The organism is Halorubrum rarum, assembly GCF_048380895.1.
Classification (GTDB): Archaea; Halobacteriota; Halobacteria; order Halobacteriales; family Haloferacaceae; genus Halorubrum.
Genome location: NZ_JBLWMN010000001.1, coordinates 81,836 through 104,927 on the forward strand (window position 1 = coordinate 81,836; position 23,092 = coordinate 104,927).

Annotated in this window: 19 protein-coding genes, 2 tRNA genes and 1 pseudogene; 12 read left to right on the plus strand and 10 right to left on the minus strand. The window is 66.2% G+C overall.

Annotation, left to right across the window (positions count from 1 at the left end; genetic code table 11):
* Positions 1 to 43 precede the first annotated feature (43 nt).
* Complete coding sequence (locus ACNSN7_RS00380) at positions 44 to 2,413, plus strand: amino acid permease (RefSeq protein WP_418279869.1); 2,370 nt, start codon at positions 44 to 46, stop codon at positions 2,411 to 2,413.
* A gap of 72 nt (positions 2,414 to 2,485) precedes the next feature.
* Here the strand turns inward: ACNSN7_RS00380 and ACNSN7_RS00385 are convergent, their stop codons facing one another.
* Both ACNSN7_RS00385 and nasA read right to left on the minus strand, forming a co-directional pair.
* Positions 2,486 to 3,841 (minus strand): MFS transporter, encoded by a 1,356-nt coding sequence (locus ACNSN7_RS00385; RefSeq protein WP_418279870.1) that lies wholly within the window; start codon positions 3,839 to 3,841, stop codon positions 2,486 to 2,488.
* A gap of 99 nt (positions 3,842 to 3,940) precedes the next feature.
* Positions 3,941 to 6,022: an assimilatory nitrate reductase NasA gene (nasA, locus tag ACNSN7_RS00390; RefSeq protein WP_418279871.1), complete on the minus strand. Its 2,082-nt coding sequence runs from the start codon at positions 6,020 to 6,022 to the stop codon at positions 3,941 to 3,943.
* A gap of 217 nt (positions 6,023 to 6,239) precedes the next feature.
* Here nasA and ACNSN7_RS15540 point away from each other — a divergent pair, with 217 nt between their 5' ends.
* From ACNSN7_RS15540 to ACNSN7_RS00400, 3 genes are all read left to right on the plus strand, one after another.
* The gene (locus tag ACNSN7_RS15540; RefSeq protein ID WP_496923301.1) at positions 6,240 to 6,461 is read left to right on the plus strand and encodes a DUF8170 family protein; all 222 of its coding nucleotides are present in this window, start codon (positions 6,240 to 6,242) and stop codon (positions 6,459 to 6,461) included.
* Between the two features lie 92 nt (positions 6,462 to 6,553).
* Positions 6,554 to 6,886 (plus strand): DUF7344 domain-containing protein, encoded by a 333-nt coding sequence (locus ACNSN7_RS00395; protein WP_418279872.1) that lies wholly within the window; start codon positions 6,554 to 6,556, stop codon positions 6,884 to 6,886.
* A gap of 51 nt (positions 6,887 to 6,937) precedes the next feature.
* On the plus strand, positions 6,938 to 7,729 hold the full coding sequence (locus tag ACNSN7_RS00400) for a TrmB family transcriptional regulator (protein WP_418279873.1): 792 nt from the start codon (positions 6,938 to 6,940) through the stop codon (positions 7,727 to 7,729).
* A gap of 261 nt (positions 7,730 to 7,990) precedes the next feature.
* On the opposite strand, the gene ACNSN7_RS00405 is transcribed toward ACNSN7_RS00400, so the two are convergent.
* Positions 7,991 to 8,061, minus strand: a tRNA-Gly gene (locus tag ACNSN7_RS00405).
* A 148-nt stretch (positions 8,062 to 8,209) separates the two neighbouring features.
* On the opposite strand from ACNSN7_RS00405, the gene ACNSN7_RS00410 reads away from it, so the two are divergent.
* A complete protein-coding gene (locus ACNSN7_RS00410) occupies positions 8,210 to 9,619 on the plus strand; it encodes a M28 family peptidase (RefSeq protein ID WP_418279874.1) in 1,410 nt (469 codons plus the stop codon).
* Positions 9,620 to 9,638: 19 nt separating this feature from the next.
* Here ACNSN7_RS00410 and truA read toward each other — a convergent pair whose 3' ends face one another.
* Together truA and ACNSN7_RS00420 are read right to left on the minus strand one after the other, a co-directional pair.
* Positions 9,639 to 10,526, minus strand: a complete 888-nt coding sequence (gene truA, locus ACNSN7_RS00415) for a tRNA pseudouridine(38-40) synthase TruA (RefSeq protein WP_418279875.1) — start codon at positions 10,524 to 10,526, stop codon at positions 9,639 to 9,641.
* Positions 10,523 to 10,960: a universal stress protein gene (locus ACNSN7_RS00420; RefSeq protein WP_418279876.1), complete on the minus strand. Its 438-nt coding sequence runs from the start codon at positions 10,958 to 10,960 to the stop codon at positions 10,523 to 10,525. Before ACNSN7_RS00420 ends, truA begins: the two co-directional genes overlap by 4 nt.
* A gap of 182 nt (positions 10,961 to 11,142) precedes the next feature.
* Here ACNSN7_RS00420 and ggt point away from each other — a divergent pair, with 182 nt between their 5' ends.
* From ggt to ACNSN7_RS00435, 3 genes are all read left to right on the plus strand, one after another.
* Complete coding sequence (ggt, locus tag ACNSN7_RS00425; RefSeq protein ID WP_418279877.1) at positions 11,143 to 12,777, plus strand: gamma-glutamyltransferase; 1,635 nt, start codon at positions 11,143 to 11,145, stop codon at positions 12,775 to 12,777.
* A 68-nt stretch (positions 12,778 to 12,845) separates the two neighbouring features.
* Entirely contained in the window at positions 12,846 to 13,259 is a 414-nt protein-coding gene (locus ACNSN7_RS00430; RefSeq protein ID WP_418279879.1) for a DUF7124 domain-containing protein, read from the plus strand.
* A gap of 89 nt (positions 13,260 to 13,348) precedes the next feature.
* Positions 13,349 to 13,933, plus strand: coding sequence for a MogA/MoaB family molybdenum cofactor biosynthesis protein (locus ACNSN7_RS00435; RefSeq protein WP_418279880.1), 585 nt, complete (start codon positions 13,349 to 13,351; stop codon positions 13,931 to 13,933).
* A gap of 46 nt (positions 13,934 to 13,979) precedes the next feature.
* On the opposite strand, the gene ACNSN7_RS00440 is transcribed toward ACNSN7_RS00435, so the two are convergent.
* From ACNSN7_RS00440 to ACNSN7_RS00455, 4 genes are all read right to left on the minus strand, one after another.
* Positions 13,980 to 15,443 carry a DHH family phosphoesterase gene (locus ACNSN7_RS00440; protein ID WP_418279881.1) on the minus strand — a complete coding sequence of 488 codons (1,464 nt, stop codon included), beginning with the start codon at positions 15,441 to 15,443 and terminating at the stop codon, positions 13,980 to 13,982.
* Between the two features lie 80 nt (positions 15,444 to 15,523).
* The gene (locus ACNSN7_RS00445) at positions 15,524 to 18,208 is read right to left on the minus strand and encodes a TRAP transporter permease (protein WP_418279883.1); all 2,685 of its coding nucleotides are present in this window, start codon (positions 18,206 to 18,208) and stop codon (positions 15,524 to 15,526) included.
* Complete coding sequence (locus ACNSN7_RS00450; RefSeq protein WP_418279884.1) at positions 18,205 to 18,711, minus strand: DUF1850 domain-containing protein; 507 nt, start codon at positions 18,709 to 18,711, stop codon at positions 18,205 to 18,207. Before ACNSN7_RS00450 ends, ACNSN7_RS00445 begins: the two co-directional genes overlap by 4 nt.
* A 1-nt stretch (position 18,712) precedes the next feature.
* Entirely contained in the window at positions 18,713 to 19,741 is a 1,029-nt protein-coding gene (locus tag ACNSN7_RS00455; protein ID WP_418279885.1) for a TAXI family TRAP transporter solute-binding subunit, read from the minus strand.
* A gap of 188 nt (positions 19,742 to 19,929) precedes the next feature.
* Here ACNSN7_RS00455 and ACNSN7_RS00460 point away from each other — a divergent pair.
* From ACNSN7_RS00460 to ACNSN7_RS00475, 4 genes and pseudogenes are all read left to right on the plus strand, one after another.
* Positions 19,930 to 20,003: transfer RNA gene (locus ACNSN7_RS00460), tRNA-Lys, on the plus strand.
* A gap of 283 nt (positions 20,004 to 20,286) precedes the next feature.
* A complete protein-coding gene (gene dpsA / locus ACNSN7_RS00465) occupies positions 20,287 to 20,832 on the plus strand; it encodes a DNA starvation/stationary phase protection protein DpsA (RefSeq protein WP_418279887.1) in 546 nt (181 codons plus the stop codon).
* Positions 20,833 to 20,985: 153 nt separating this feature from the next.
* Positions 20,986 to 21,723, plus strand: a complete 738-nt coding sequence (locus ACNSN7_RS00470; protein WP_418279888.1) for an SDR family oxidoreductase — start codon at positions 20,986 to 20,988, stop codon at positions 21,721 to 21,723.
* A gap of 270 nt (positions 21,724 to 21,993) precedes the next feature.
* Positions 21,994 to 22,152 (plus strand): annotated as a pseudogene (locus ACNSN7_RS00475) (MFS transporter); the annotation flags it as partial.
* Between the two features lie 108 nt (positions 22,153 to 22,260).
* On the opposite strand, the gene ACNSN7_RS00480 reads toward ACNSN7_RS00475, so the two are convergent.
* Positions 22,261 to 22,977 carry a class I SAM-dependent methyltransferase gene (locus ACNSN7_RS00480; protein ID WP_418279889.1) on the minus strand — a complete coding sequence of 239 codons (717 nt, stop codon included), beginning with the start codon at positions 22,975 to 22,977 and terminating at the stop codon, positions 22,261 to 22,263.
* Positions 22,978 to 23,092: the final 115 nt, after the last annotated feature.

Below are 23,092 nucleotides of genomic sequence, written 5' to 3' on the forward strand. Positions count from 1 at the left end.
CCGATCGTCATGCTCTCGCCTCCACGATCCGGGAGGCGAACACGTGAGTCACGACGAGGAGCTCGCGAAGGACCTCGGCCCGCTCGCGGCGCTCACGATCGGGATCGGGACGATGATCGGCGCGGGCATCTTCGTGCTTCCGGGCACCGCCGTCGCCCGTGCGGGTCCGCTCGCGGCCGCGACGTTCGTTCTCGGCGGCGTTATCGCGCTGTTTACCGCGCTTTCCGCCTCCGAACTGGGGACCGCGATGCCGAAGGCTGGCGGGGCGTACTTCTACGTCAACCGCGCGCTCGGCCCGATGTTCGGCTCGATCGCCGGCTGGGCGAACTGGCTCGGGCTCGCGTTCGCCTCCGCGTTCTACATGTACGGCTTCGGCGAGTACGTCAACACGCTCGTCGGGCTCGGCGCGCTCACCGTGGGCCCGTTCTCGTTGGAGGCCGCGCAGGTCATCGGCCTGCTCGGGGCCCTGCTTTTCATCGGCGTGAACTACTTCGGCGCGAAGGAGACCGGCGGCCTCCAGATAGTCATCGTGCTTCTGCTCGTCGGGATCCTCGCACTGTTCACGGTCGTCGGATTGGCGAACGCCGATCTCGACTCGCTCCGGCCGATCGCGCCGGCTGGCACGACCGCGGAGGTGCTGCCGGTGACCGCCATCGTGTTCGTCTCGTATCTCGGGTTCGTCCAGATCACCTCCGTCGCCGAGGAGATCAAGGATCCCGGACGGAACCTCCCCCGTGCAGTCATCGGATCCGTGGTTATCGTGACGGTCGTGTACGCGCTGTTTCTGGTCGTCCTGCTCGCGGCGGTCCCGACGGAGCTGGTCGCGGACAACGACACCGCCGTCGTCGATGCGGCGCGACTACTGTTCGGCGGCTACGAACTGTTCGGCTACTCGCTGGGTGCGCTCGGTGCCGGACTGTTGCTGTTCGGTGGGCTGCTCGCGACCGCCTCCTCGGCGAACGCCTCGATCCTCTCGTCGTCCCGCATCAACTTCGCGATGGGCCGTGAACGGATCGTCACGCCGAAGCTCAATCGGATCCACGACCGCTTCGGAACCCCGTACCGATCGATCGCGTTGACCGGCGGTCTCATCCTGGTTTTTCTGCTCGTCGGCGGCATCGAGCCGCTGGCGACCGCCGGATCCGTCCTTCACCTGATCGTGTACGGGCTGCTCAACCTGGCGCTCATAGTGATGCGCGAGGCCGACGTGGAGGGGTACGATCCGGACTTCGAGGTACCGTTCTACCCGATCGTGCCGCTCGTGGGTGCGATCTCGTCGTTCGCGCTCATCGTCTACATCGAGCCGACGATCATCCTGCTGTCGCTCGGGCTCGTCGCCTTCGCCGCGCTGTGGTACCTCCTGTATGCTCGCCGGCACGTCGAGAGTCCCGGCGTGTTGGCCGGGTGGGTGCTCGACCGCTCCGATCAGCTCCCGGACGCCGCGGTGTCGGCGGCGACGTCCGTACAGCCCGACCGGAGCGACTACCGCGTGATGGTGCCGCTCGCGAATCCGAGAACCGAAGAACACCTCATCACGCTGGCGTCCGCGATCGCCAAGCAGCACGACGGGACCGTCGTCGCCGTCAACGTGGCGAACGTACCCGACCAGACCTCGCTGGAAGCCGCGCGCGAGCGCGGCGCGTACGATGCCGCACACGAACTGCTCGACTCGGCCCGCGCGAACGCCGAGACGTTCGGCGTCGACGTCGAGACGCACGTCGTGCTCTCACACCGCGTGTTCGAGGAGGTGTTCGACGCCGCACGGACGTACGGCGCGGACGTGACCGTGATGGGTTGGGGGAAGAACTCCCACGGTGTTCCCGGCCGTGCCGAGTCGGCGATCGACGAGCTCGCTCACTCGCTGCCGTGCGACTTCCTCGTGTTCAACGACCGCGGCTTCGATATGTCCCGCGTGCTCGTCCCGACGGCGGGCGGACCGGACTCCGAGCTCTCCGCGGCGGTCGCAAAGACCCTCCAGGCGGAGTTCGGCTCCGAGGTGACGCTGTTACACGTCGCCGACGACCTCGAGAGGGGTGAACGGTTCCTCGCGAGCTGGGCGACGGAACACGAGTTGGCCGACGCGACCCGACGCGTGGAGTCCGGCGACGTGCAGGATCGGATCGCCGAGGCGGCGCGTGACGCCACCCTGTTGGTGATCGGTGCGACCGAGAAGGGACTGCTTTCGCGGTTGGTGCGCGGTTCGCTCGTGCTTGACGTATTGTACGAGGTGGACTGTTCCGTCCTGCTGACGGAGAAGCGGCACGACCGTGGCATCATCGACCGACTCTTCGGATCGGGTTCACGCGATCGCGACCGAACGGAGTACGCGGACACCGGCGTCGATACCGAGCCCGCGACGCCCGAGATAGCCGACGACTCGGCGGACGAGACGACCGACATCGACGAGGACTGACTCGGGTCACCGAGTCGTCCTCCCCCAAGGATCGACGACGACTCGGCGGACGAGGTAACCGCCGACCGCGGTTCAATCGTCCGTGGCGGTCACCGTCTCCGACCGGCTGGCTTCGCTCACGAGGAAGCCGTTCGTGTTGGCCACCGCCGAGATCCGCGGCTGGAACACCCACGCCGCGAGTGCGATCATCGGTATCATCGAGGCAGCGACGACGGCGTACCCGACGTGGAGGTTCGGCAGGAACGCGGCCGAGAACGCGAGCGGGTAGACGACGCCGCCGACCGTTCCTATCCCGCCGACGATCCCCGCGACGGACCCGGAGTTGTTCGGGAACATCGCCGGCACCTGTGCGAAGATCGCTCCCTCGGAGAACGCACAGCCCGTTCCAACGAGGAAGCCGGTGACGACGGCGGCGTAGATGTTACCGGTCAGTCCGGCGAGAGTCATCCCGAACATCGACAGCATGACGAACACGAGCGTGGTGAACGTCCACTGGTTCCGGTACTCTCCCTCGAAGAACGGGAGCAGTTCGATCTCGTTGCGCGCGACGACGTCGCTGACGTAGCCGCCGATCGGGCGGAGCAGGCCGGCGGCGATCGAGAACGTCGCCGCGAACGTCGCCGCGATCACGACGTCGCCCTGGCCGAACGCCTCACGGTAGTACGTGCCGAGCCAGCCGTTCATCGCGAGTTCGAGGCCGAACGTCATGACGTACGCCACCGAGAGGACGACCGCACCGTATCGGGTCGCGATGAACGTCCACTGGCTCCAGCTGATGCCCGCCTTCGTCGCTTCCCGCTTGGCCTCGGATCTCGCTGCGCCACCGAAGCCGTAGTAGATGACCCCGAAGAGGATGGCGAGTACACCCGTGTAGAAGAACGCGGCGCGCCAACTCGATGACGTCGCCAGGAACTCGGGACCGAACACCGGGTCGACGTACTCCTCGGTGAAGATCCGCGGAAGCGTGAAGTACGCGCCGAGGCCAGCACCGGCGTTGCCCACGCCGGCGAAGATGCCCTCGGCGGTGCCGAGATTCTCCTCGTCGAACCACTCCGCGACGTGCTGGATGCCGATCACGAACGTGATGCCCGCCAACGACGCCACGATCCGTGACGCGGTGAACACTTCGTACGTCACTGCGAACGCGCTGATGACCGAGAACGCGCCGACGACGACCAGCGTCACCCCGCCGGTCACGTCCGCGCCGAATCTATCGGTCAGCGGACCGATGAGGATCCGACCGAGCGGAACCGCGATGATGGCCGCGCTCGCAACGATCCCGAGCTGGGCCACGGAGAGGCCGAACTCGTCGGCGATACCGCCGGTGAACGGCGCGAACGAGAACCAGATAACGAACCCGAGATTGAACATTGCCGTCGCCAACAGGAGATTCCGGTACTTTCCGTACAGCAAGTCGGTGGGATTCATACGTCACTATCACCGTTCGAACCGATCTCGGTATGATCCCCACTCCATTCGAGACAGAGGTTCCACACGTCCCACTTCAGCACGGTTTGACGTACTTTCCTACCCTTTATAAGGTGCTTGATTGGAAGAACGCATATCCGGAGCGTGGACCGCGACGGCACACTGTTTGAGGTTCGGCTCGGCGGATTCGGGATCGACGACCGGGAGGGTGAGCGCGTTGACCGCCGGATAGTGGATCGAGAGCCACACCGTGTCCGTCGGAACGCCGTCGTCAGGCTGGACCGTCACGGCGACCGACGCACGCCGCGACGAGACCACGGTACGTCCGCGGTCGATCGCTTCCATGCGCTCCTTCGCCGTTTCGGGATGGACCCGTGCCACCGGGAGCGCGTCGTCGTCGGGGTCGCGAGTTCGAACGCCGGTGTTGTACGCGTCGGCCTGTCGCCCCGTTATCAGCGTCAACGGGTACGCCTCGTCGGTCGGCTCCGCGAGTCCGCCGTGGCTCCCGGTCGAGAAGCGCGCGCGACCGGACGGCGTCGGAAACGACCACCCGTGGTCGGTCACGTACCGATATTCCCCTTCCTCGTCGGATCGGGATGCCGGCCAGCGAACCGCCAGCTCCGCGTCCAACCGCTCGTAGGAGATCCCCGACACGTCCGCGGGGGTGCCGGCCGTCAACTCGCGCAGCTCGGCGAACACCGATCGCGGGTCGACGGTCGAATCCGGGAACAGGTCCGGATCGATCTCGCAACCGATCGCGGCGATGATGTCGACGTCCCGTCGCACCTTCGGCGGGGCCGCCGTCGCCGCACGGACCCGCGATATCCGCCGTTCCATGTTCGTGACGGTTCCCTCCGACGCACCCCACGTCGCCGCCGGCAACACCACGTCGGCCAGTGCGGTGGTTTCGGTCCGAAACGCGTCCTGTGCGACGAGGAAGACGTCGTCGAGGGCGTCACGAACGTGCTCGGCGTCCGGCATCCCCGCGGCGGGGTTCGTTGCGACCGTCCAACAGAGCTCCACGGGCCCGTCCGCGATGGCATCCACGATGCCGACCGGCCCGGGGCCGGGATCGTCGGGGAGGCGGCGCTCCGGCACGTTCCACGCGTCGGCGACCGCCTCGCGGTGGGCGGGGTCGGTGAACGGTCGATGACCGGGCCACGTCCCCTTCGACGAACAGAGTCTGGTCCCCATCGAGTTCGCCTGTCCAGTCAGCGAGAACGGACCGCTACCGGGTTCGAGATTGCCGGTCGCCAGACAGAGATCGATGAGTGCTCGGGCGGTCGCAGTACCCTGAACGCTCTGATTGACGCCCATTCCCCAGTACAGCAGCGTCGGATCTGCCACCGCCGTCGCGACGCGATCGACCGTCTCGAGGGAAACGCCCGCCGTGTCGGCGGCCGCTTCGACCGGCGGAAGCGAATCGACCAACGCGTCGAAGCCGGTCGTCGCCGCCTCGATGAACTGACGGTCAACGGCGTCGTCCGCGACGACCCGCGCCAGCACGGCTCGGGCGAACGCGAGGTCGGTTCCGGGCTCGAGTCGGACGTGAAGGTCGGCGTCGTCCGCAGTCTGGGTTGCGACCGGATCCACGACGATCAGCTCGCCGCCGTCCGCCCCCGCGCTGTCGGCTATCCACCGATACATGACCGGGTGAGCAACGGCGGGGTTCGCGCCCCACACGAGGTGGGTGTCGGCGTCCGGGACGTCGTCGTAGGTTGGCGGTGGCGCGTCGCTTCCGAACGCCCCGTAGTACGCCGAGACCGCCGAGGCCATACACAGCGTCGTGTTCGCGTCGTAGTATCTGGTCCCGAATCCGCCCCGTGCGAGCTTTCCGAGCACGTACGCCGCCTCGTTCGTCTGCTGACCGCTCCCGAGTACGGCAACACCGTCCCGCGTCCCGCTCAGCGCGTTCTCGATGCGTGTGACGACCCTGTCGAGCGCGGTCTCCCAACCGGTCGGGACGAGCCGTCCGCGCTCCCGAACGAGCGGCCGAGTCACCCGCTCGCCGCGAGGGTTCGCGGTTTCGTCGACGCCCCGGTGACACGTCAGCCCACGGGTGACCGGATGAGTCGCATCGCCGCGCACCGTCTCGACTCCGTCGCCGTTGTCGACGCTCTCCTGGAGGTGTCCACAGCCGACCGCACAGCGCATACACGTCGTCGGCGTCCAACGACTCATTCGCGTCTCCACCGTCCCCGGAGGTCGTCCAACGGGCCCCGTCTCGGAGCGGAGTCCATCGAGACGGACGGTTCCCGGTTCCGCACCCCGCTCGAGTGATGACCGATCTGATGCTCCATTGGTCCGCCTACGAACGTGAGTTAACAATTCACGATATATGTGTTTCGGTACGGTGATCGTATCCTGTTCTCCCGATATTTGACTCTTTGTTGGGATAGTGTCTGAACAAGCGGTCCGGGACGTGATCGATCAGCGGACGGATTCGGGAGAGAAACCGGCGACGTACAGCTGGGTCCATCTCAACGAGTTTCGTACGTTCGAATCACACGAGCAGTGCTTCCCATGGACAACGGAGGAGGAACTCCGAAGTACCGCTTCCGAACTCCCGTCTCCGACACCACGTCCCGTTGCAGACGTAGCGGGCTGGCGACAGTGGTGAACTGGTTCGATCCTACGTCAGTGCAGCTGTGATGTTTCGAGTGAACGGGAGAGTTAACCTCCGAGCTCCCCACTTCACCTTGAGATCCGTCAATGTCCAAGCAAACCCACACTGTCTCGACCGAACTGGCATTACGGCTCGTGGCAGATCCGTGTCGGCGATCGATCCTCTCCCAGTTGATCGACAGCGAGGAGACCGTGATTCCGACGGATACTCTCGTTGATCGTATCGATCACGAGAAACCGCCTCCGGAGTCCACTGCAACTCACACCGACCCCGTTCTCATCGACGTACACCACACCCATCTCCCAAAGCTGGCGGAGGCAAACGTGATCGAGTACGACTCGCGGACGAAAACGGTCCGGTATATCCCGAACGAGCGCGTCGAGAGGGTGTTCCAATTCGTCACCGAAGAGTTGGAATAGGGAACTCGAAACGGCGGGGGCCTTTTTGTCCTCGACAGGTCAATCGGTACCATGGTGGGCTTCGAGGAAGAGCAGGCAGAGGCCAAAGCGCTCGACCGATTGCAGGACCTTGGGCTGTCCCAGTACGACGCGCAAACGCTGATCAATCTCCTACGGCTCGGGACAGGAACCGCACAGGACATCACGCAGATCAACGGTGTCCCCCGGACTCGCGTGTACGAATCGGCGGATCGACTCCACGAGTTGGGGTTCATCGACATCCAGTACACGACGCCACGAAAGTTCACCGTGACCTCCAAGGAGACGATCATCCGGATGCTCACCGTCAAACGCGAGAACACGATCACCGAACTCGCGGAGTGTCTGGAGGAGATCGGCCCGACCCAACCACAACGCGAACAGTTCGGCGTCTGGACGGTCACCGGGCGGGAGGCGGTGTCGTGCCGCATTGACGAGTTCATCGCCGACGCCGACGAGCAGATCGTCTACATGACTACCGACGACTTGCTCACCGAGGAACACCTCGACAGGCTTCAGGCTGCCGCAGAGCGTGGTGTCGAGATCCACCTGGCGGGGATCTCTGAAGAAGTCCAGGAACGTATCCAGGAAACGGTGCCCGGAGCCGACCTATTCGAGACCCTCTGGGAGTGGGACGAGACGCCCGCTGGAAGCCTGTTGATCACGGACGAACAGGCGGCGCTCGTGAGCGCGCTCGTGGACGATATCTCCACTACCGAAGGGATCGAGGAGACGGCGATCTGGGGTGCCGGCGATCGGAACAGCCTCGTCGTCGTCCTGCGGGCGATCTTCACCTGGCGACTCAACACGAACCTGACGTCGTAAGGCTGCTCACTGGTTCACTCAGACAGTCTCAGCACACTCACATTTCTCGATCCCGTACGAAGATCACGGTCGCAAAACGAGAACGACTGGGAGGGGTTCGATCCGCTCCCGACGATGTTCTTCGCTTCGCTCACGACAGAAATGCGCCGTCCGGGAATTGAACCGGAGCCAGACGATCGCTCTCAGTTCGCTCGGACGCTGCGACTGGCAGGGTTCAATCCACGCTGGCGATTTCGTCGTTCGCTTCGCTCACGACAGAAATGCGCCGTCCGGGAATTGAACCCGGGCTAGTGGCTTGGGAAGCCACTGTCCTACCACTGGACCAACGGCGCGTGCACACGGTCGTACCCGACCGCTGCACTTGAACGTAGCGCTTCCCGTTCCGCCCAACGGGGCCGTCCCGGTCCGCCGAGAACGACGGGACCCCCGCTCCGTCACCGGCTTCCACATTCTTAAGGGATCGCCAATGGACCCACGGATATGGCCGAGGACACACTCGACGACGTCGCCGACGAGACCGCAGACCGGATCCGCGGACGACTCGACGAACTCGCGCCCGCACTCGGACGGACGTGGACCGACGACGAGCCGTGGACGTTTCTCACGGAACTCACCGCGCTGGGAAGTCGGATGGGCGGCAGCGACGGGGAACGTCGCGCCGCCGAGATAGTCGCCGACGGGTTCGAGCGTGCCGGGCTCCGGGACGTCCACACGGACCCGTTCGAGGTCACCGCATGGGAGCGTGGGACCGCCGAACTCCGGGTCGAGACGACGGCTCGCGACGGCTCCACGTCGACGCGCCGGTTCGAGACGTTGGCGCTTCCGTACTCGCCGGCGGGGACGGTCGAAAGCGAGTTCGTCGACGTCGGCTACGGCACGCCCGAGGAGATCGACGACGAGGACGTCGAGGGGCGGATCGTCGTGGCGTCGACGACGACCCCGCCCGGGTCGCGGTTCATCCACCGGATGGAGAAGTTCGGCTACGCGGTCGAGCAGGGCGCGCTCGGGTTCGTGTTCGTCAATCACGTCGACGGCCAGCTCCCGCCGACGGGATCGCTGGCGTTCGGCGAGGAGGCCGACGCCGTCGCGGTCGGCGTCTCCAAGGAGACGGGCGCGTGGCTCCGGGAGTACGCCGCGAACACGCCGGGAACGACCGGGCGGATGGATCTCTCGGTCGACGCCACGACCCGTCCCGGAGAGAGCCGAAACGTCGTCGGACGCGTCGGCCCGGACAGCGACGAGCGGCTCCTGCTCGTCGCACACTACGACGGCCACGACATCGCGGAGGGCGCACTCGACAACGGCTGCGGGATCGCCACGGTCGTGACCGCGGCAGGGGTCCTCGCCGACGCCGACCTCGACGTCGGCGTCGACGTCGTCGCGGTTGGCTGTGAGGAGATCGGGCTTCTCGGCGCGGAGCGGCTCGCGGAGACCACGGACCTCGACAGCGTCCGGGCCGTCGTCAACGTCGACGGCGCGGGGCGGTTCCGCGATCTCGTGGCGTTGTCGCACACCTCGGAGGCGACCGCCGCAGTCGCCGAGGCCGTCTCCGAACTGACCCGACACCCGATCGAAACGGAGTCGGATCCGCACCCGTTCTCGGACCAGTGGCCGTTCGTCCGGCGCGGCGTGCCGGCGCTTCAACTGCACAGCAACTCCGGCGAACGCGGCCGTGGATGGGGGCACACGCACGCGGACACGCGAGACAAGGTCGACGACCGAAACATCCGCGAGCACGGACTGTTGATCGCGCTGCTCGTCGCCGAACTCGCGGCCGCCGACCGCGACGTCCCGAGGCTCGACGGCGACGCGCTGGCGGACGCGTTTCGCGACGCGAAATTCGAGCCGGGCATGCGCGCGGCGGACCTGTGGCCCGCGGGCTGGGAGTAGCGACGCTCACCGAGGAGACTCAGGGATCGCACAGTCCGTTCGGATCGACCCGCTCCCGGATAGCGTCGGTCACAGCGGCCGCGTGCCGTGCCGCTCGGTATCGCTCGCCGAACGCGACGCGCGCGCTCGCTGCGGCCTCCCGGTCGACGTCGAACGACACCCCGTCGTAGTCGACGTCCCACAGCACCAGCGGCTCCGGCGGTGCGGGACCGACGCCGCGCCCGCCCGGAAGCGGCTCGGGGTCGAGGACGCGATCGACGAACGTCGGCGCTGCAGTCCCCGATCCGACGGCCCGGACCAGGCCGATCAGTCGCCGGACGAGCGATCGGGGGAACCCTCCTGCGGTCACGTCGACGACGAGAAACGATCCCGTACGGGTCGCCGTCGCCCGAACGTCGCGTTCCGTGCCCGACTCGTCGCTCGTGAGGTTCCCGAAGTCGTGAGTCCCGGAGAGACGGTCGAGCGCGTCGTGGACGCGACCGTCGTCGAGCGCGTTCGGCCCCTGTGCCGTCGTCCTCGGCTCCGACCCCGCGCTCGGGTCGGGGGCGTACAGGAAGTACCGGTACGTCCGTCGAACGGCGTCGTGGGTCGCGTGAAAGTCGTCGGGCACGTCCGCCGCGGCCCACACGCGGACGGACCCCGGCAGGTGGCCGTTGAACGCACGCGGCGTGAGCCACGCCGGCGCGTCGAACGCGACGGTCTGTGTCACCGCGGAGACGCCCGCGTCGGTCCGCCCTGCGGCCGCGTATCCCGGCGGCGTGGCGTGTGTGGGTCCGTCGCCGCGCTCCAGCACGCCGTGTTTCGCGAGCGCCCGGAGCAGCGCCCCCTCGACGGTCGTCGCGTGTGGCTGCCGCTGGAAGCCGGCGTACTCGCGGCCGTCGTACGCGACGCGGAACGCGCGGGTCACTCGTCGGGGTCGCGTATGGGCACGGTGACGACCGGAACCGGCGACGTCCTGACCGTCTTCTCCGTGACGCTTCCGAGCAGGACCCGCTGCAGCCCCGTTCTGGAGTGTGTCGGCATCACGACCAGGTCCACGTCGTTGTCGGTTATCGCGTTGTCGATGACGCGAAGCGGCTCCCCGTGGATCACCTCGCCCACGACGTCGATGCCCGCCGACTCCAGGTCGGCGGTCACCTCCTCGACGCGCTTGCGCGCGCCCGATTCGACGCGACCCGACAGCGATCCGACTCGCGGGCCCCCCAAGGTGTGCTCGATGGTGTCGACCGCGGCGACCACGTGAACCGTGGCGTCGTATCGCTCCGCGAGACTGCGCACGTGCGGGACGGCGTCGTTCGCCGTGCCGCCCGGCGCGACCGGTAGCAGGATGGTGTCGTACATACGTCCGAATGGAACCGCAGTCCGCAAAACGGTGGCGGCCGCGTTCGCTGTCCGCGCTGAACGGTGATCGACGGAGCAACGACGATCGGATCCGAAAAGATATCTCTTTAATATCATGTTCTGCGCCATGCACCGAACTGTTTCGGTGGGTCATTTACCAGTGGGAGGGTCCATTGTCACGTATGGAACCAGACTTGGACCGGTTCGGGTCCCGCCGGTCGACCGTCTACGGGCAGAGCGGCGTCGTCGCGACGAGCCAACCGCTCGCGGGCGAGGCAGGCATCGAGATCCTTCGTGCGGGCGGCAACGCCTTCGACGCCGCGGTCGCGACCGCCGCCGCGCTCAACGTCGTCGAGCCGACGTCCACCGGGATCGGCGGCGACGTGTTCGCCCTTTATAAGACCGCGGACGGCGACGTGGGCGCGATGCGGGCTTGCGGCGGTGCGCCCGCGGACGCGACGATCGAGAACGTTCGGGAGGCGGTCGCAGCGGACGAGGACACCGACGTCGACGACCCCGCCGATCCGGACGTGGAGATGCCGACCACTGGCCCGCACGCGGTCACGGTTCCGGGTACCGCTCGCGGGTGGGAGGCGACCGCCGACCGGCTCGGCGAGTTCGACCTCGATCGACTCCTCCAGCCGGCGATCCGGTACGCAACCGAGGGGTATCCGGTGAGCGAGGTCGTCGCGGCACAGTGGGAACACGGCGAGGAGCTGTTCGAAAGCGATCACGCTCGCGAGGCGTTCCTGTTCGACGGCGAGTCGCCGAGCGTCGGCCAGCGGGTGACGCTTCCGAGGCTCGGTCGCTCGATGGAGCTGATCGCCGAGGAGGGCGCGGACGTCGTGTACGAGGGCGAGATCGCCGACGCGATCGCGACCGAGGTCCAGTCGGGCGGCGGGTTCATGACCGTCGACGACCTCGCCGACTTCGAGGTCGAATGGCCCGACCCGGTGTCGACGACGTACAACGGCGCGGAGGTGTACGAGCTTCCGCCCAACAATCAGGGACTCATCGCGCTGGAGGCGCTCAACATCGCGTCGGAGCTCGGCGCGGGCGAGCAAGACCACGACTCGGCCGAGCGCGTCCACTCCTTCGCGGAGGCGACCAAACTCGCGTTCCACGACGGCCACCGGTACATCACCGACCCCGACTACGAGGGCCACCCGCCGCTCGGCTCGACCGAGTGGGCGCGGAAGCGAGCCGCCGAGGTCGGGCCCGAGGCCAACGACGACGTCACGTTCGGCGTTCCGGACGCCAACGCGGAGGACGCCGATACGGTGCTTCTCACCGTCGCCGACGACGAGGGCAACGTCGTCTCCTTTATCAACTCTCGGTTCGCCGGCTTCGGCTCCGGCGTCGTCGCGGGTGACACGGGGATCGCCCTGCAGAACCGCGGCTCCTCGTTCTCGCTCGATCCGGCGCATCCGAACCGCCTCGAACCCGGGAAGCGACCGTTCCACACGCTCATCCCCGGACTCGTCGAGTTCGGCGAGAACGACTGGGCCGCCTTCGGCGTGATGGGCGGCTACATGCAGCCGCAGGGACACGTGCAGGTGATATCGAACGTCGTCGACTACGGGATGCCGCTCCAGCGCGCGCTCGACGAGCCGCGCTGGCGCTACCGCGAGGACGGCACGCTCGCTCTCGAACCGCACGTCGACGACGACGTCGCGGCCAAGCTGGTCCGGAAGGGGCACGACGTTCGGACGCTCTCGCCCGGTGAGTTCGGCGGCGCACAGATCGTCCGGAACGACGAAGGCGTTCTCTCCGGCGCGACGGAGCCGAGGAAGGACGGGAACGCACAGGGGTATTAAACGCGGACGTCGCGAGGGCGGACCGCTCGAAGCGAAGTTGTTTTCGGCCGGCACGCGAAACGAACGGTATGGACAGTGGCGGATCCACCGACATGACCCTGGCGTTCGAGCTGGAGGCGCTCCAAGCGCTCGCGGACCCGAACGCCGTGTTCAACGGTGCCAGACAGTGGACGGAGTACGTCGGCGTCGTCAGCGAGAAGCCGACGTACGTCGTCACGAACTTCACGCGGAAACACCGCGTCCGACAGGACTTCTTCTCCGGCCCCCGTGGCGTCGAGGAGAGCTTGGAGAACATCAAAGGGCAGTTCGACACCGACCGGCACGTGTTCGTCGGCACCGACGCCGACGACGAAGCGCTCGCCGAAGCGGTCGGCTGGGAGTACCTCGCCGTCGAGGACGCCGCCGAGGCCGCCGGCTGGGCGCTCTCCGAGGACGACGACGAGGAGTTCATCGAGGAGTCGACCCGCGACGACTGGCCCTGATCGACGGGCGTCGTCGTCCGACGACGGACCGACGGGATCGCTCGTGGGAAGACGGCAGGACCTTTTGTACGTGCGAGCGAAGCGGGAGTATGGGCGACTCGAAAGACGATCACGACCACGGAGGCCACGAGGACGGCGAGGACCACCATCACCACGGCCGCGAGGACGACCACCATCACCACGACGCCGACACGGTCGACGTCGCGGTCGTCACGGTCTCGTCGTCTCGAACCGCTGACGAGGACCCGTCCGGCGATCACATCATCGAGACGTTCGAGGCCGCCGGGCATCAGGTCGTCGTCCACGACCTGATCCCCGACGAGTTCGACAGCGTCCAGGGAACGGTCGATCGGCTCGCTCGGCGGGACGACACGGACGTCATCGTGACGACCGGCGGAACGGGAGTGACGCCCGACGACGTGACTCCCGAGGCGGTGCGGGGGCTCTTCGAGAAGGCGCTCCCCGGATTCGGCGAGCTGTTTCGGCGACTCTCCTACGACGAGATCGGAACCCGGACCATCGGAACGCGGGCGACCGCGGGCGTCGTCGAACGCACGCCGGTGTTCTGTCTCCCCGGGTCCGTCGACGCCGTCCGACTCGGCGTCGAGTCGGTGATCCTCCCGGAGGTCGGACATCTCGTGGGACTGGCGACCCGTGACGAGGACGACGACTGAGAGACGGGGAGCGCGGAGCGGGGTCGACGGCTGAGAGACGGGGACGCTACGAGCCGTTCGATCCGTCACCGCCGCCCTCGACGCCCATCGCGTCGAACAGCTTTCGACGGACCGCCTCCTCGGTGAGCTGGAGCAGCGTGTCGCGGTTCTCCTCGCTCGTCTCGATCCCGGTGAAGATCCCGAGCGGGATCTCGACGGAGCCCTGCGTCGAGTGGCCGGCGGCCTCTCCCATCTCCGCGAACGCCTCCTGTAACACGTTCCCGATGTTGATCCGGATGTCCTTCGAGCGGGCCGCGAGGTAGATGTGGTCGTCGGCGACTCCGAGGACGGCCGTCGTGGTGATCCCCTCCAAGTTGAGCAGGTGTTGGGCCGCCTGCGCGAGCGCCTCCCGGTCGCGGATGAACCCGGCCGTCGAGAAGAGATGGCTCCCCTGCACCTGCCGGTTCTGGATCGCCTCCGCGAGCACGTCGAGGGTTTCCGGCGACATCGACGGCGACTCCACCTGTTCGAGCGTGTCGTGATTGGCGAACGGGTGGAGGTAGGCGGCGGCGGTGAGATCGGCGGGCGTCGTGTCCCGTTTAAAATCGAGCGTCTCCGCGCGGATCCCGTACAGGAGGGCGGTCGCGACCGCCTCGGAGGGGGATAAATCGAACTCCTGGAGATACTTCGTGAGGATCGTCGACGTCGAGGAGACGTTCGTTCTGACGTCGACGAACCGGGCGTCGATCGGCGTATCTGCCTCGTAGTGGTCGATATACACGTCGAGATCGGCACCGAGGTCGACGTTGCCCTCGCCGGATTTCGCGAGGTCGACGGCCGCGAGCGTCTCGTACTCGGACAGCGGTGGTGCCTCGGAGCGTGCAAGCAGATCGATCCCGAGGAGGTTGACGAATGCCCGGTTCTCCTGATGACCGACGTCGCCGGCATACAGGATGTCGGCATCGACGTCGAACGCCGCCGCGATCGCTTGCAGCGCGGTCGCGGACGCGATCGAATCCGGTTCGGGGTTGTCGTGTGTCAGGATCGCCATTCGGCCGTCGGACCCCTCGATGATCTCCGCGAGCTGGCGTGCCATGTACTCCAGCTCGCCGGTTTCCAGCGATTGGAGCGCGCTGTCGGCGATCACGGTCGACGGCGTGATGACGACGTCGGCACCGCGGTCGCGGAGCTCGTCCTCGCTGACGGGGTCCGACGCGCGGACGACGACGTAGTGGTCGCCGCCCGTCTCTCGGATCGCGGAGACGGCCGCCTTGTTCACTTCGACGTCCGAGGCCAACACGAGGATGATGTCTCGATCGCCGATGGCGTCGACGACGCTCGGTTCGGCGACGTCCTGTACCTGCGCGTTGAGGTCCTGGTCTCGGAGCGCTTCGACGCGGCTCTCGTCCCGATCGAGGATGAGTACGTCCTTACCGCGGTCGGTCAACTCCTCCGCGACCGCGTGCCCGACGCTACCACAGCCGAGTATCGCGTATCGCGTCCGTGCCGATCCGCGTGCCCCACTACTCATTGGTGTGATATCCGAGTCACGACACTTAACGGGTGTGTTCTCCGCGAGACCCTCGAATCGCCCGTCGGCCTCGATCCCCGTCAGGCGGGGGTTTCCGTCGATTCGACGGGGTCATCCCCGACTGCACGCGCTCGCCGACGGTTCCTGATCAGTCCGGCGGCGAGCAGCACCGCGCCGACGCCACGAAGGACGAGATCGTTCGTGAGCGTGTACAGCGCCACGTCGATACCGACGATCCCGAGCCCAGTACCGGCCGGCATCAACACCATGCCCGGCACCGAAAGGAAGATCGAGGCGGCTATCAGTGACACGCGAGCGACACGGGAGACGTGTGTGTGGTAGTAGCCGATGATCGCAACGCCGAGCGCGTACACGCCGGCGAACGTCGCGACGATCGGTACGAAGACCTCCGGGACGAAGAAGCCGAGGTCGGTGAAGTCGGCCGCCGAGAGGATCGACCCCTCGCCGTCACGGGTGCGCATCAGGAGGATCCCCGGCGAGAACACGAACGCGAACGGCACGAGGATCTTGTTGAGCGACAGCAGGAACGCCTTCTTCCCGGTCTCGAACGGATCCGACTTCGCTATCCCGGCGGCCGCGTACGCGGCGACCATCACCGGCGGCGTCACGTCGGCCATGAGGCCCAAGTAGAGGACGAACAGGTGGACCGCGAGGATGGCGATCCCGAACTCCGGCAGTACCGGACCGAGGAGCACGACGATGATGATGTACATCACGGTCGTCGGCATCCCCATCCCGACGATCACCGCCGAGATGCCGGCGAGAATCAGCAGGAGGACGAGCGACCCGCCGCTCACGTCGAGGATGAGCGCGCGGAGGCTCCCGCCGAGTCCGGTGATCCCGATGACGCCGGGAATGATCCCCGCGGCGGCGACGGCGACGACGACGATCGTCGCGGTTCGAGCCCCGTTGTCCATCGACTTCAACACGAACGCGGAGAACCGGCCGGCGCGCGTGTTGGCGATCTCGCTTCCCAGTCGCTCGTCGACCATCGCTGCGGAGCGCTCGACGGTGTCGTCGAGTTCGAGTAGCGGGGCCGCTCCGCGCGGATCCGCGAGCAGGAACAGGAGACTGACGGCGGTGACGACGGTCGGAAGCGACGTGCCGGCCTCTCGAACCGCCCCGAACGCGGTGAACGCCGCGTCAGCCTCTCCGTAGAGGAGACCGACCGGCGTCGTCCCGGTGTAGAAAAACGAGAGGGCGTACAGGACGAAGCCGGCCGCGATCCCACCGACCAGATAGGGGCCCGTCCGTTCGTTGTACGCGGCCACCATCGCGATGAGCGCGACGGTCGCGGAGATGGTGAGCCACCCCGCCCGACCGACGGAGAGGCGAGCGATCACGAGGTAGTATAAGAGGAGCCCCAGCGGTACGAGGTAGAACCAGCCGCGGCGCATGTGCGGCCCGATGTCGAGCAGTTCGCTGCGATCGAGCCCACCGATCCCCTCCTTTGCGGCCTCGAAGTGGACCATCACCCACATTCCGAAGAAGAAGGCGATGGCCGGAAGCGTCGCCGCGATGACGACCTCGCGGAACGGTGTCGCCGTGTACTCGACGATGAGGAACGCCGCCGCCCCCATCACCGGCGGGAGGATCTGTCCGCCGGAGGAGACGGACGATTCGACCGCACCCGCGAACTCCGGCGAGTAGCCGGAGCGTTTCATCAGCGGGATCGTGAGCGCACCGGTCGTCACGGTGTTTGCGACCGACGACCCCGAGAGCATTCCCATGAACCCGGAGGAGACGACGCTCGCCTTCGCCGGGCCGCCCTTCCGGGTCCCGGTCATCGAGTACGCCAGATCGATGAACCACTTCCCGGCACCGGACATCTCGAGGAACGCCCCGAAGAGGATGAAGATGTAGATGAACCGGACGGAGACGCCGACCGGGACGCCCAAGATCCCCTCCACGGTGTACCAGAGGTTCTGGACGATCTGGTCCCACCGGAGCTGGGAGGTCGCGAACGTACCGAGCCCGGGAACGTCCCGCGGGATCAGGTAGCCGTACTTCGCGTACAGCAGGAAGAGAGTCACCAGCAGCGTCAAGAGGAGTCCGAGCGCCCGCCGTGTCGCCTCGAGCACGAGCAGGATCGCGAGGACGCCCATCACGTACGCGATCGGGTACTCCGCCAGCGGACCGAGTTCCAGCGGCGCGAGCCACGGATACACGTCGCCGAGGGTCCCGGCTCCGCCGAGGCCGCGTATCCGAACCACGTTCGTCACCTCGTCGTACCGGGTGACGTAGTAGATGGTCGGAAGCGTCGACAGGGCGATGAGCGCGAGGTCGGAGAGGGTGACGCGCGTCGAGTCCGCGTCGACGAACACCCACCGAACGCCGGCGTGAGCGCGCTCGACGCCGCGAGCGAGCGGTCCGTCGCCGACGCGGTCGCGGACGAGCGGTGGGACGGCCGCAAGCCGGCGCGTGATCGCGCCGTTCCCGGTCGATCCCGGGAACAACAGAAACGCCATCACGAGCGCGAAGTTGACGTGGATGGCGCGGATCTGGAGCTGTGCGAGCGCACCGAGACGAACCGTCTCGAACCCCGGGACCGTGAACTCGAAGACGAACCCGCGGGCGGCGATCCACAGTTGGAACGCCGAGAACGTGATTCCGACCAACGCGACGGCGATCACCGCCGGACCGCGGAGGTCACGCCGTTTGTCTATCTCCTCGAAGACGTCATCGGCCGCGGATTCCGCCTCCGGGTCCGGTACCGACGCACTCTGTGGACTCGGGGTCGTCACAATAAGGTCCTCGTTCGTTGTTCGATCGTTAGTTCGACGGGGCCGCCGTCGGTCAACGACGCGATGTCGTACCGCTCGTCACCGACGATCAGGTCGTGGTCGGCGATCGTGCCGGTCATGACACGTAGTGTCTCGTACTCTGTCCGGGGCGGGTGATATACGTATCGTCCTTCGCGTACGATCACCTCGGCCTGCGAGGGGAGTCCCGCACCGAAGGAACTGAACTCCATCCGCGTCATCACCAGCGTGCCGTCGCCCGGAACGTACACGTCACGGACGAGCGTCTTCTCGACGCTGTGCGTGTACTCGATGACGATCTCGGTGTCCTCGTCGACGGGCGTTGTGATGATCTCCTCACCGTCGCCGTCCGTCACGACGAGCGTCGGACCAGCGGCTAGCGAGCCCGCGGTTGCTCCGATAAATATCCCGACAATGACGGTCGCAAGCAGGGCAACGACGGCGACACCGACGTACCCCGACGGAACCCGCGACCGGAGCGTCACGTTACTCGAAGTAGCGTGCCGCGCCCTCGTGCAGCTCGATGGACATGCCGTCCTGCGCCGAGTCGACCGAGATGAAGTCCGTCTTGATCGACAGCTGGTCGACGTTCTCGAAGATGGCCTCGCTGACCTCCTCGACGATGTCGGCGTCGTACTCCTCGCGGGTCGCGATCATCGCCTGCACGGAGACCGTCGTGACGTCCTCGTCGATGCCCTCGTAGGTACCGGCGGGGATCGTGTCGTCGGCGAACCAGGAGGCGTCCGCTCGGGCGGCCTCGCGCTCCTCGTCGCTCATGCTCAGGATGTCGACGTCGGCGGTCGTCGAGAGTTCCTCGACCGCACCGACGGGCCACCCGCCGACGACGAACGCGGCGTCGACGTCGCCGTCGCGGAGCTGGTCGGCGGCCTGCGTGAAGTCGGTGTTCTGCTCGTCGAAGTCGTCGGGGGTCAGTCCCGCGACGGACTCGAGGATCTGGAGCGCGTTGACCTGCGTCCCGCTACCGAGGTCGCCGGTGTTGACCGCCATTCCCTCGAGGTCAGCGATCGATTCGATCCCCGATTCGGGGTCGATGATCACGTGGATCGTCTCCGGGTACAGCGTCGCGACGCCGCGGAGGTTCTCGACCGGGTTGCCCTCGAACGCTTCGAGGCCGGTTCCGTTCCGCGCGAAGTAGGCGATGTCGTTCTGGATCAGCGCGAAGTCGGCGTCGCCGCCCGCGAGGCTGCCGACGTTCTCGACGGACGCACCCGTCGAGGAGACCTCGACGTTGTAGTTCGTCGCGCCCTCGATGATGCCCTCGAACTCGCCGGACAGCGGGAAGTACGTCCCGCCGGTACCGCCGGCGTGCCAGCGGATGACGTCTCCGTCGCCGTTACCGTCGTCACCGTTGCCGTCGTCGCCGTTGCCGTTACCGTTGCCGTTACCGTTGCCGTCGTCGTCGGAACAGCCGGCGATTCCGATGATGCTCGCAGCCGCCGCTCCTTTGAGGAGCTTTCGTCGGTCGATCCGATCGCCGATTTGATTATCTGTCATACAACATGTAGTTGCCGGCAATATTTATAACCGTTTCCCATCCGAGACGATCGAACCCTAATAGAACGAAGTAAAGCACAATCAATCGTGATATAGTGTGACAATACGACAGTATCCGCCCAGGATCCGAAACGATTCGACGACCGAATGAAAAGGCCTTTTACTGGGACCGCGATACACCTCTACGAGGGCCGGTAGCTCAGTTAGGGAGAGCGACGGACTCTTAATCCGTCGGTCGGGGGTTCAACTCCCTCCCGGCCCGCTTTTACACGTCTCGCTCGAGAGCTAACGGTATCGAAATACGCGGCCCCGTCGTGCGTACGAGCCCTCGATCCGTGAACGACGATCGACACGCCTACGCTCGATGACCGCTCCGACGATCCGGTTGATTATAATATATAATATAATAGATAGTCAGGACATCGATCGCTTTTAAACCGTGTCATCACCCTCAGATCGCCCGCCTACATCACTTCTTAGGATGTATGGAAATTGTTTGTTTATTGAAAAGTTATAAGTTCATCCGGTGCGAAGTAGATACCGTAATGAGCACACAAAAGACCGTACAGCAGGAAGCAGGTACCGTCGAAGACAACGGACTCCGGCTCGACACCGAGAAAGCGGAGCAGATCATCGAGGCACTGAACACGGATCTGGCGGACGCGTACGTCCTCTATCACCAGCTCCACAAACACCACTGGAACGTCGAGGGCGCGGAGTTCCTCGAGGTCCACGTCTTCCTTCAGGAGGTCTACGAGGACGTCGAGATCGCTGCCGACGAGCTCGCGGAGCGACTCCAGGCGCTCGGTGGCGTCCCGCACGCGAGCATGACGACGCTCTCCGAGAACGCGACCGTCGAGCCCGAGGACGAGGACGTCTACGACATCCGGACGTCGCTTTCCAACGACCTCGAGATGATGGGCGACATCATCGAGAGCTACCGCGAGCACGTTCACCTCGCGAACAGCCTCGGCGACTACGCGACCGAGGAGATGCTCCGCGAACAGCTCGAGACCATCGAGGGACACACCCACCACATCGAACACTACCTCGAGGACGACACGCTCGTCCTCGAATCCGCGACGAACTGAGCCGATCCCGACCGGCGGTTCACTCGACGTCCGGCGCTTTCTCCTCGGTTCGCCCGCTTGTCAACGCGATCGTACGCTCGGAGCCCGAGCGACGGAACCGGAAAGGGTTGTATGGATCCGTACACTGACGCTGTATGCTATCGAAGCGCACGTATGAGCACGCTCGAAGCCACGGCCGCACTGATCACGGGAGCGAGTTCGGGTATCGGAGAGGCGACCGCGCACGCGCTGGCCGAGCGCGGAGCCGATCTGACGCTCGTTGCTCGTCGTGAGGAACGGCTGGAATCGATCGCAACGGATCTCCGGGATCGACACGGGACGGAGGTCCTCGTACACGCGGGCGACGTACAGGAGCGATCGACGTCGGACGCGGCGGTCGAGGCGACCGTCGACCGGTTCGGCGGGGTCGACGTCGTCGTCGCCAACGCCGGCGTGGGCCGCGGCGGCGACGTCGCGACGATGACCGACGAGGAGTATCGAACGATGCAGGAGACGAACGTGGACGGAACCTTCTATCTCACCCGTGCCGCGCTCCCGGAACTGGTCGACGCGGAGGGAACGCTCGTCGTCGTCGGGAGCTTCGCGGGGAAGTTCCCCCGTCCGTTCAACCCGGTGTACGCGGCGACGAAACACTGGGTCCGCGGGTTCGCCCACAGCGTCGCCGCCCAGTACGGAGACGAAGGGCTCGCGGTGTCCGTTATCAACCCCTCGGAGGTCCGGACGGAGTTCGGCGGCGAGGACGGCGATCCGTTCGAGGAACGGTTCGAGCCCGGAACGGTGACCGAACCGGCTGAGATCGCGGCGGCGGTCGCGTTCGCCGCAGAGAGCGGTCCCTCATCGCCACAGGAGATCGATCTCTACCGACGCGACAAGTTCGCCGACACCTTCTGACCGGCGCGATCGTCGACCGTCCCGCAGTCAAGAGCGTATCGCTGCCCCGCACTCCGGACAGCGCTCATCCGCCCGCGACACGGCCAGGTCACACCGTGGACAGAACCGTCGGTCACACGCTCGGTCGCCCATGATCACCGATCGTCTCCGATCGAACAAAAGTCGTGTCCCCGCCTCGGACCCCCAGCCGGCCCCGTCACCGTCGAAGAGCGACGACTCCCCCGAAGCAGAATCACAACGGCTTTTGAAACGGTGCCCCGGCGTAGGAGCGTGAGCAACGCCGACAACCGATCGCAGTTCCGCGCGCTGTACCTCACGCGCTTCGCCGAAGGGTTCGGGTTCATCACGCTGTTGACCCTGCTGCCGACGTACATCAACACGCTCGACCCGCAGGCGACGACGGTGCTCGGCGTCACGATCAGTGCGGGGCGGTACTCGGCGTCGACGCGTGTCGCTTCGATCCCGACGACGCACGGTAGTCACCGAGCGCACGATCGACCGCGGCGTGTGAGCGTCGGGACCGTCGGGATCCGGCGACTATCGCTTCCGGAGCGCCGCCCGGTAGTGGTACTCGTTTTCGTCCCCACCCCGGGCGACGTCGGCGACCTCCCAGCCGGTGCCGATGGCGGCCTCCCGAAGCCGGTCCGGACTGAACAGCCGGATGCGGAGGATCGGATTCGACTCGCCCTCGTACTCGAAGAACATCACGCGATCCGCGAGTCCCGGCGTCGGATCGTGTCGGTAGCCGATCAGCTCCCGGGTTGCCGGGTGATTCGGATCGTAGGAGTCCAAGACTGCGGTCGCGTTCGGCGTCGTCACGAACGACAGATCGCCGAGGAACTCCGAGAGCCCGCACATCGATCCGGCGAGCCCGAGTTGGGTCCCGTTCGACAGCGCCGATCGGAATCGGTCACGCTCGAACGTCTCACGGAGCGCGAACATGTCTCCTTCTCTGGCGTCGTCGACGCCGCGCTCGCGCATCGTCTCGACGAGCGCTGCGCTCGGTTCGATCGCGACCGTCTCGAACCGCTCCTGGAAGTACAGCGCGTGTCGGCCCGTCCCGGCACCGAGATCGACGAGCGGTCCGCGGAGCCACGACGTCAACCAGCCGTCGTCGGCGTCGGGATCGAACTCGGAGAAGTAGAACGCCTCGATCGGGTGTTCGGTCGTGTCGCCGCCGTCACGATGGAGGAGGGGCTCGGTCCGTTCCCCGCGGTGGTGATCGCGGATCGCTCGGCCGAACGCGTCGGACATGTCGAAACGAGGGATGTCGCGATTCAAAAAGATAGTGTGAGGAGAGTGACCTGTCCACGTACGAGAACGGATATTTAAATAGGTCGTACGTGACGGAAAAGTTGGGTGACACACG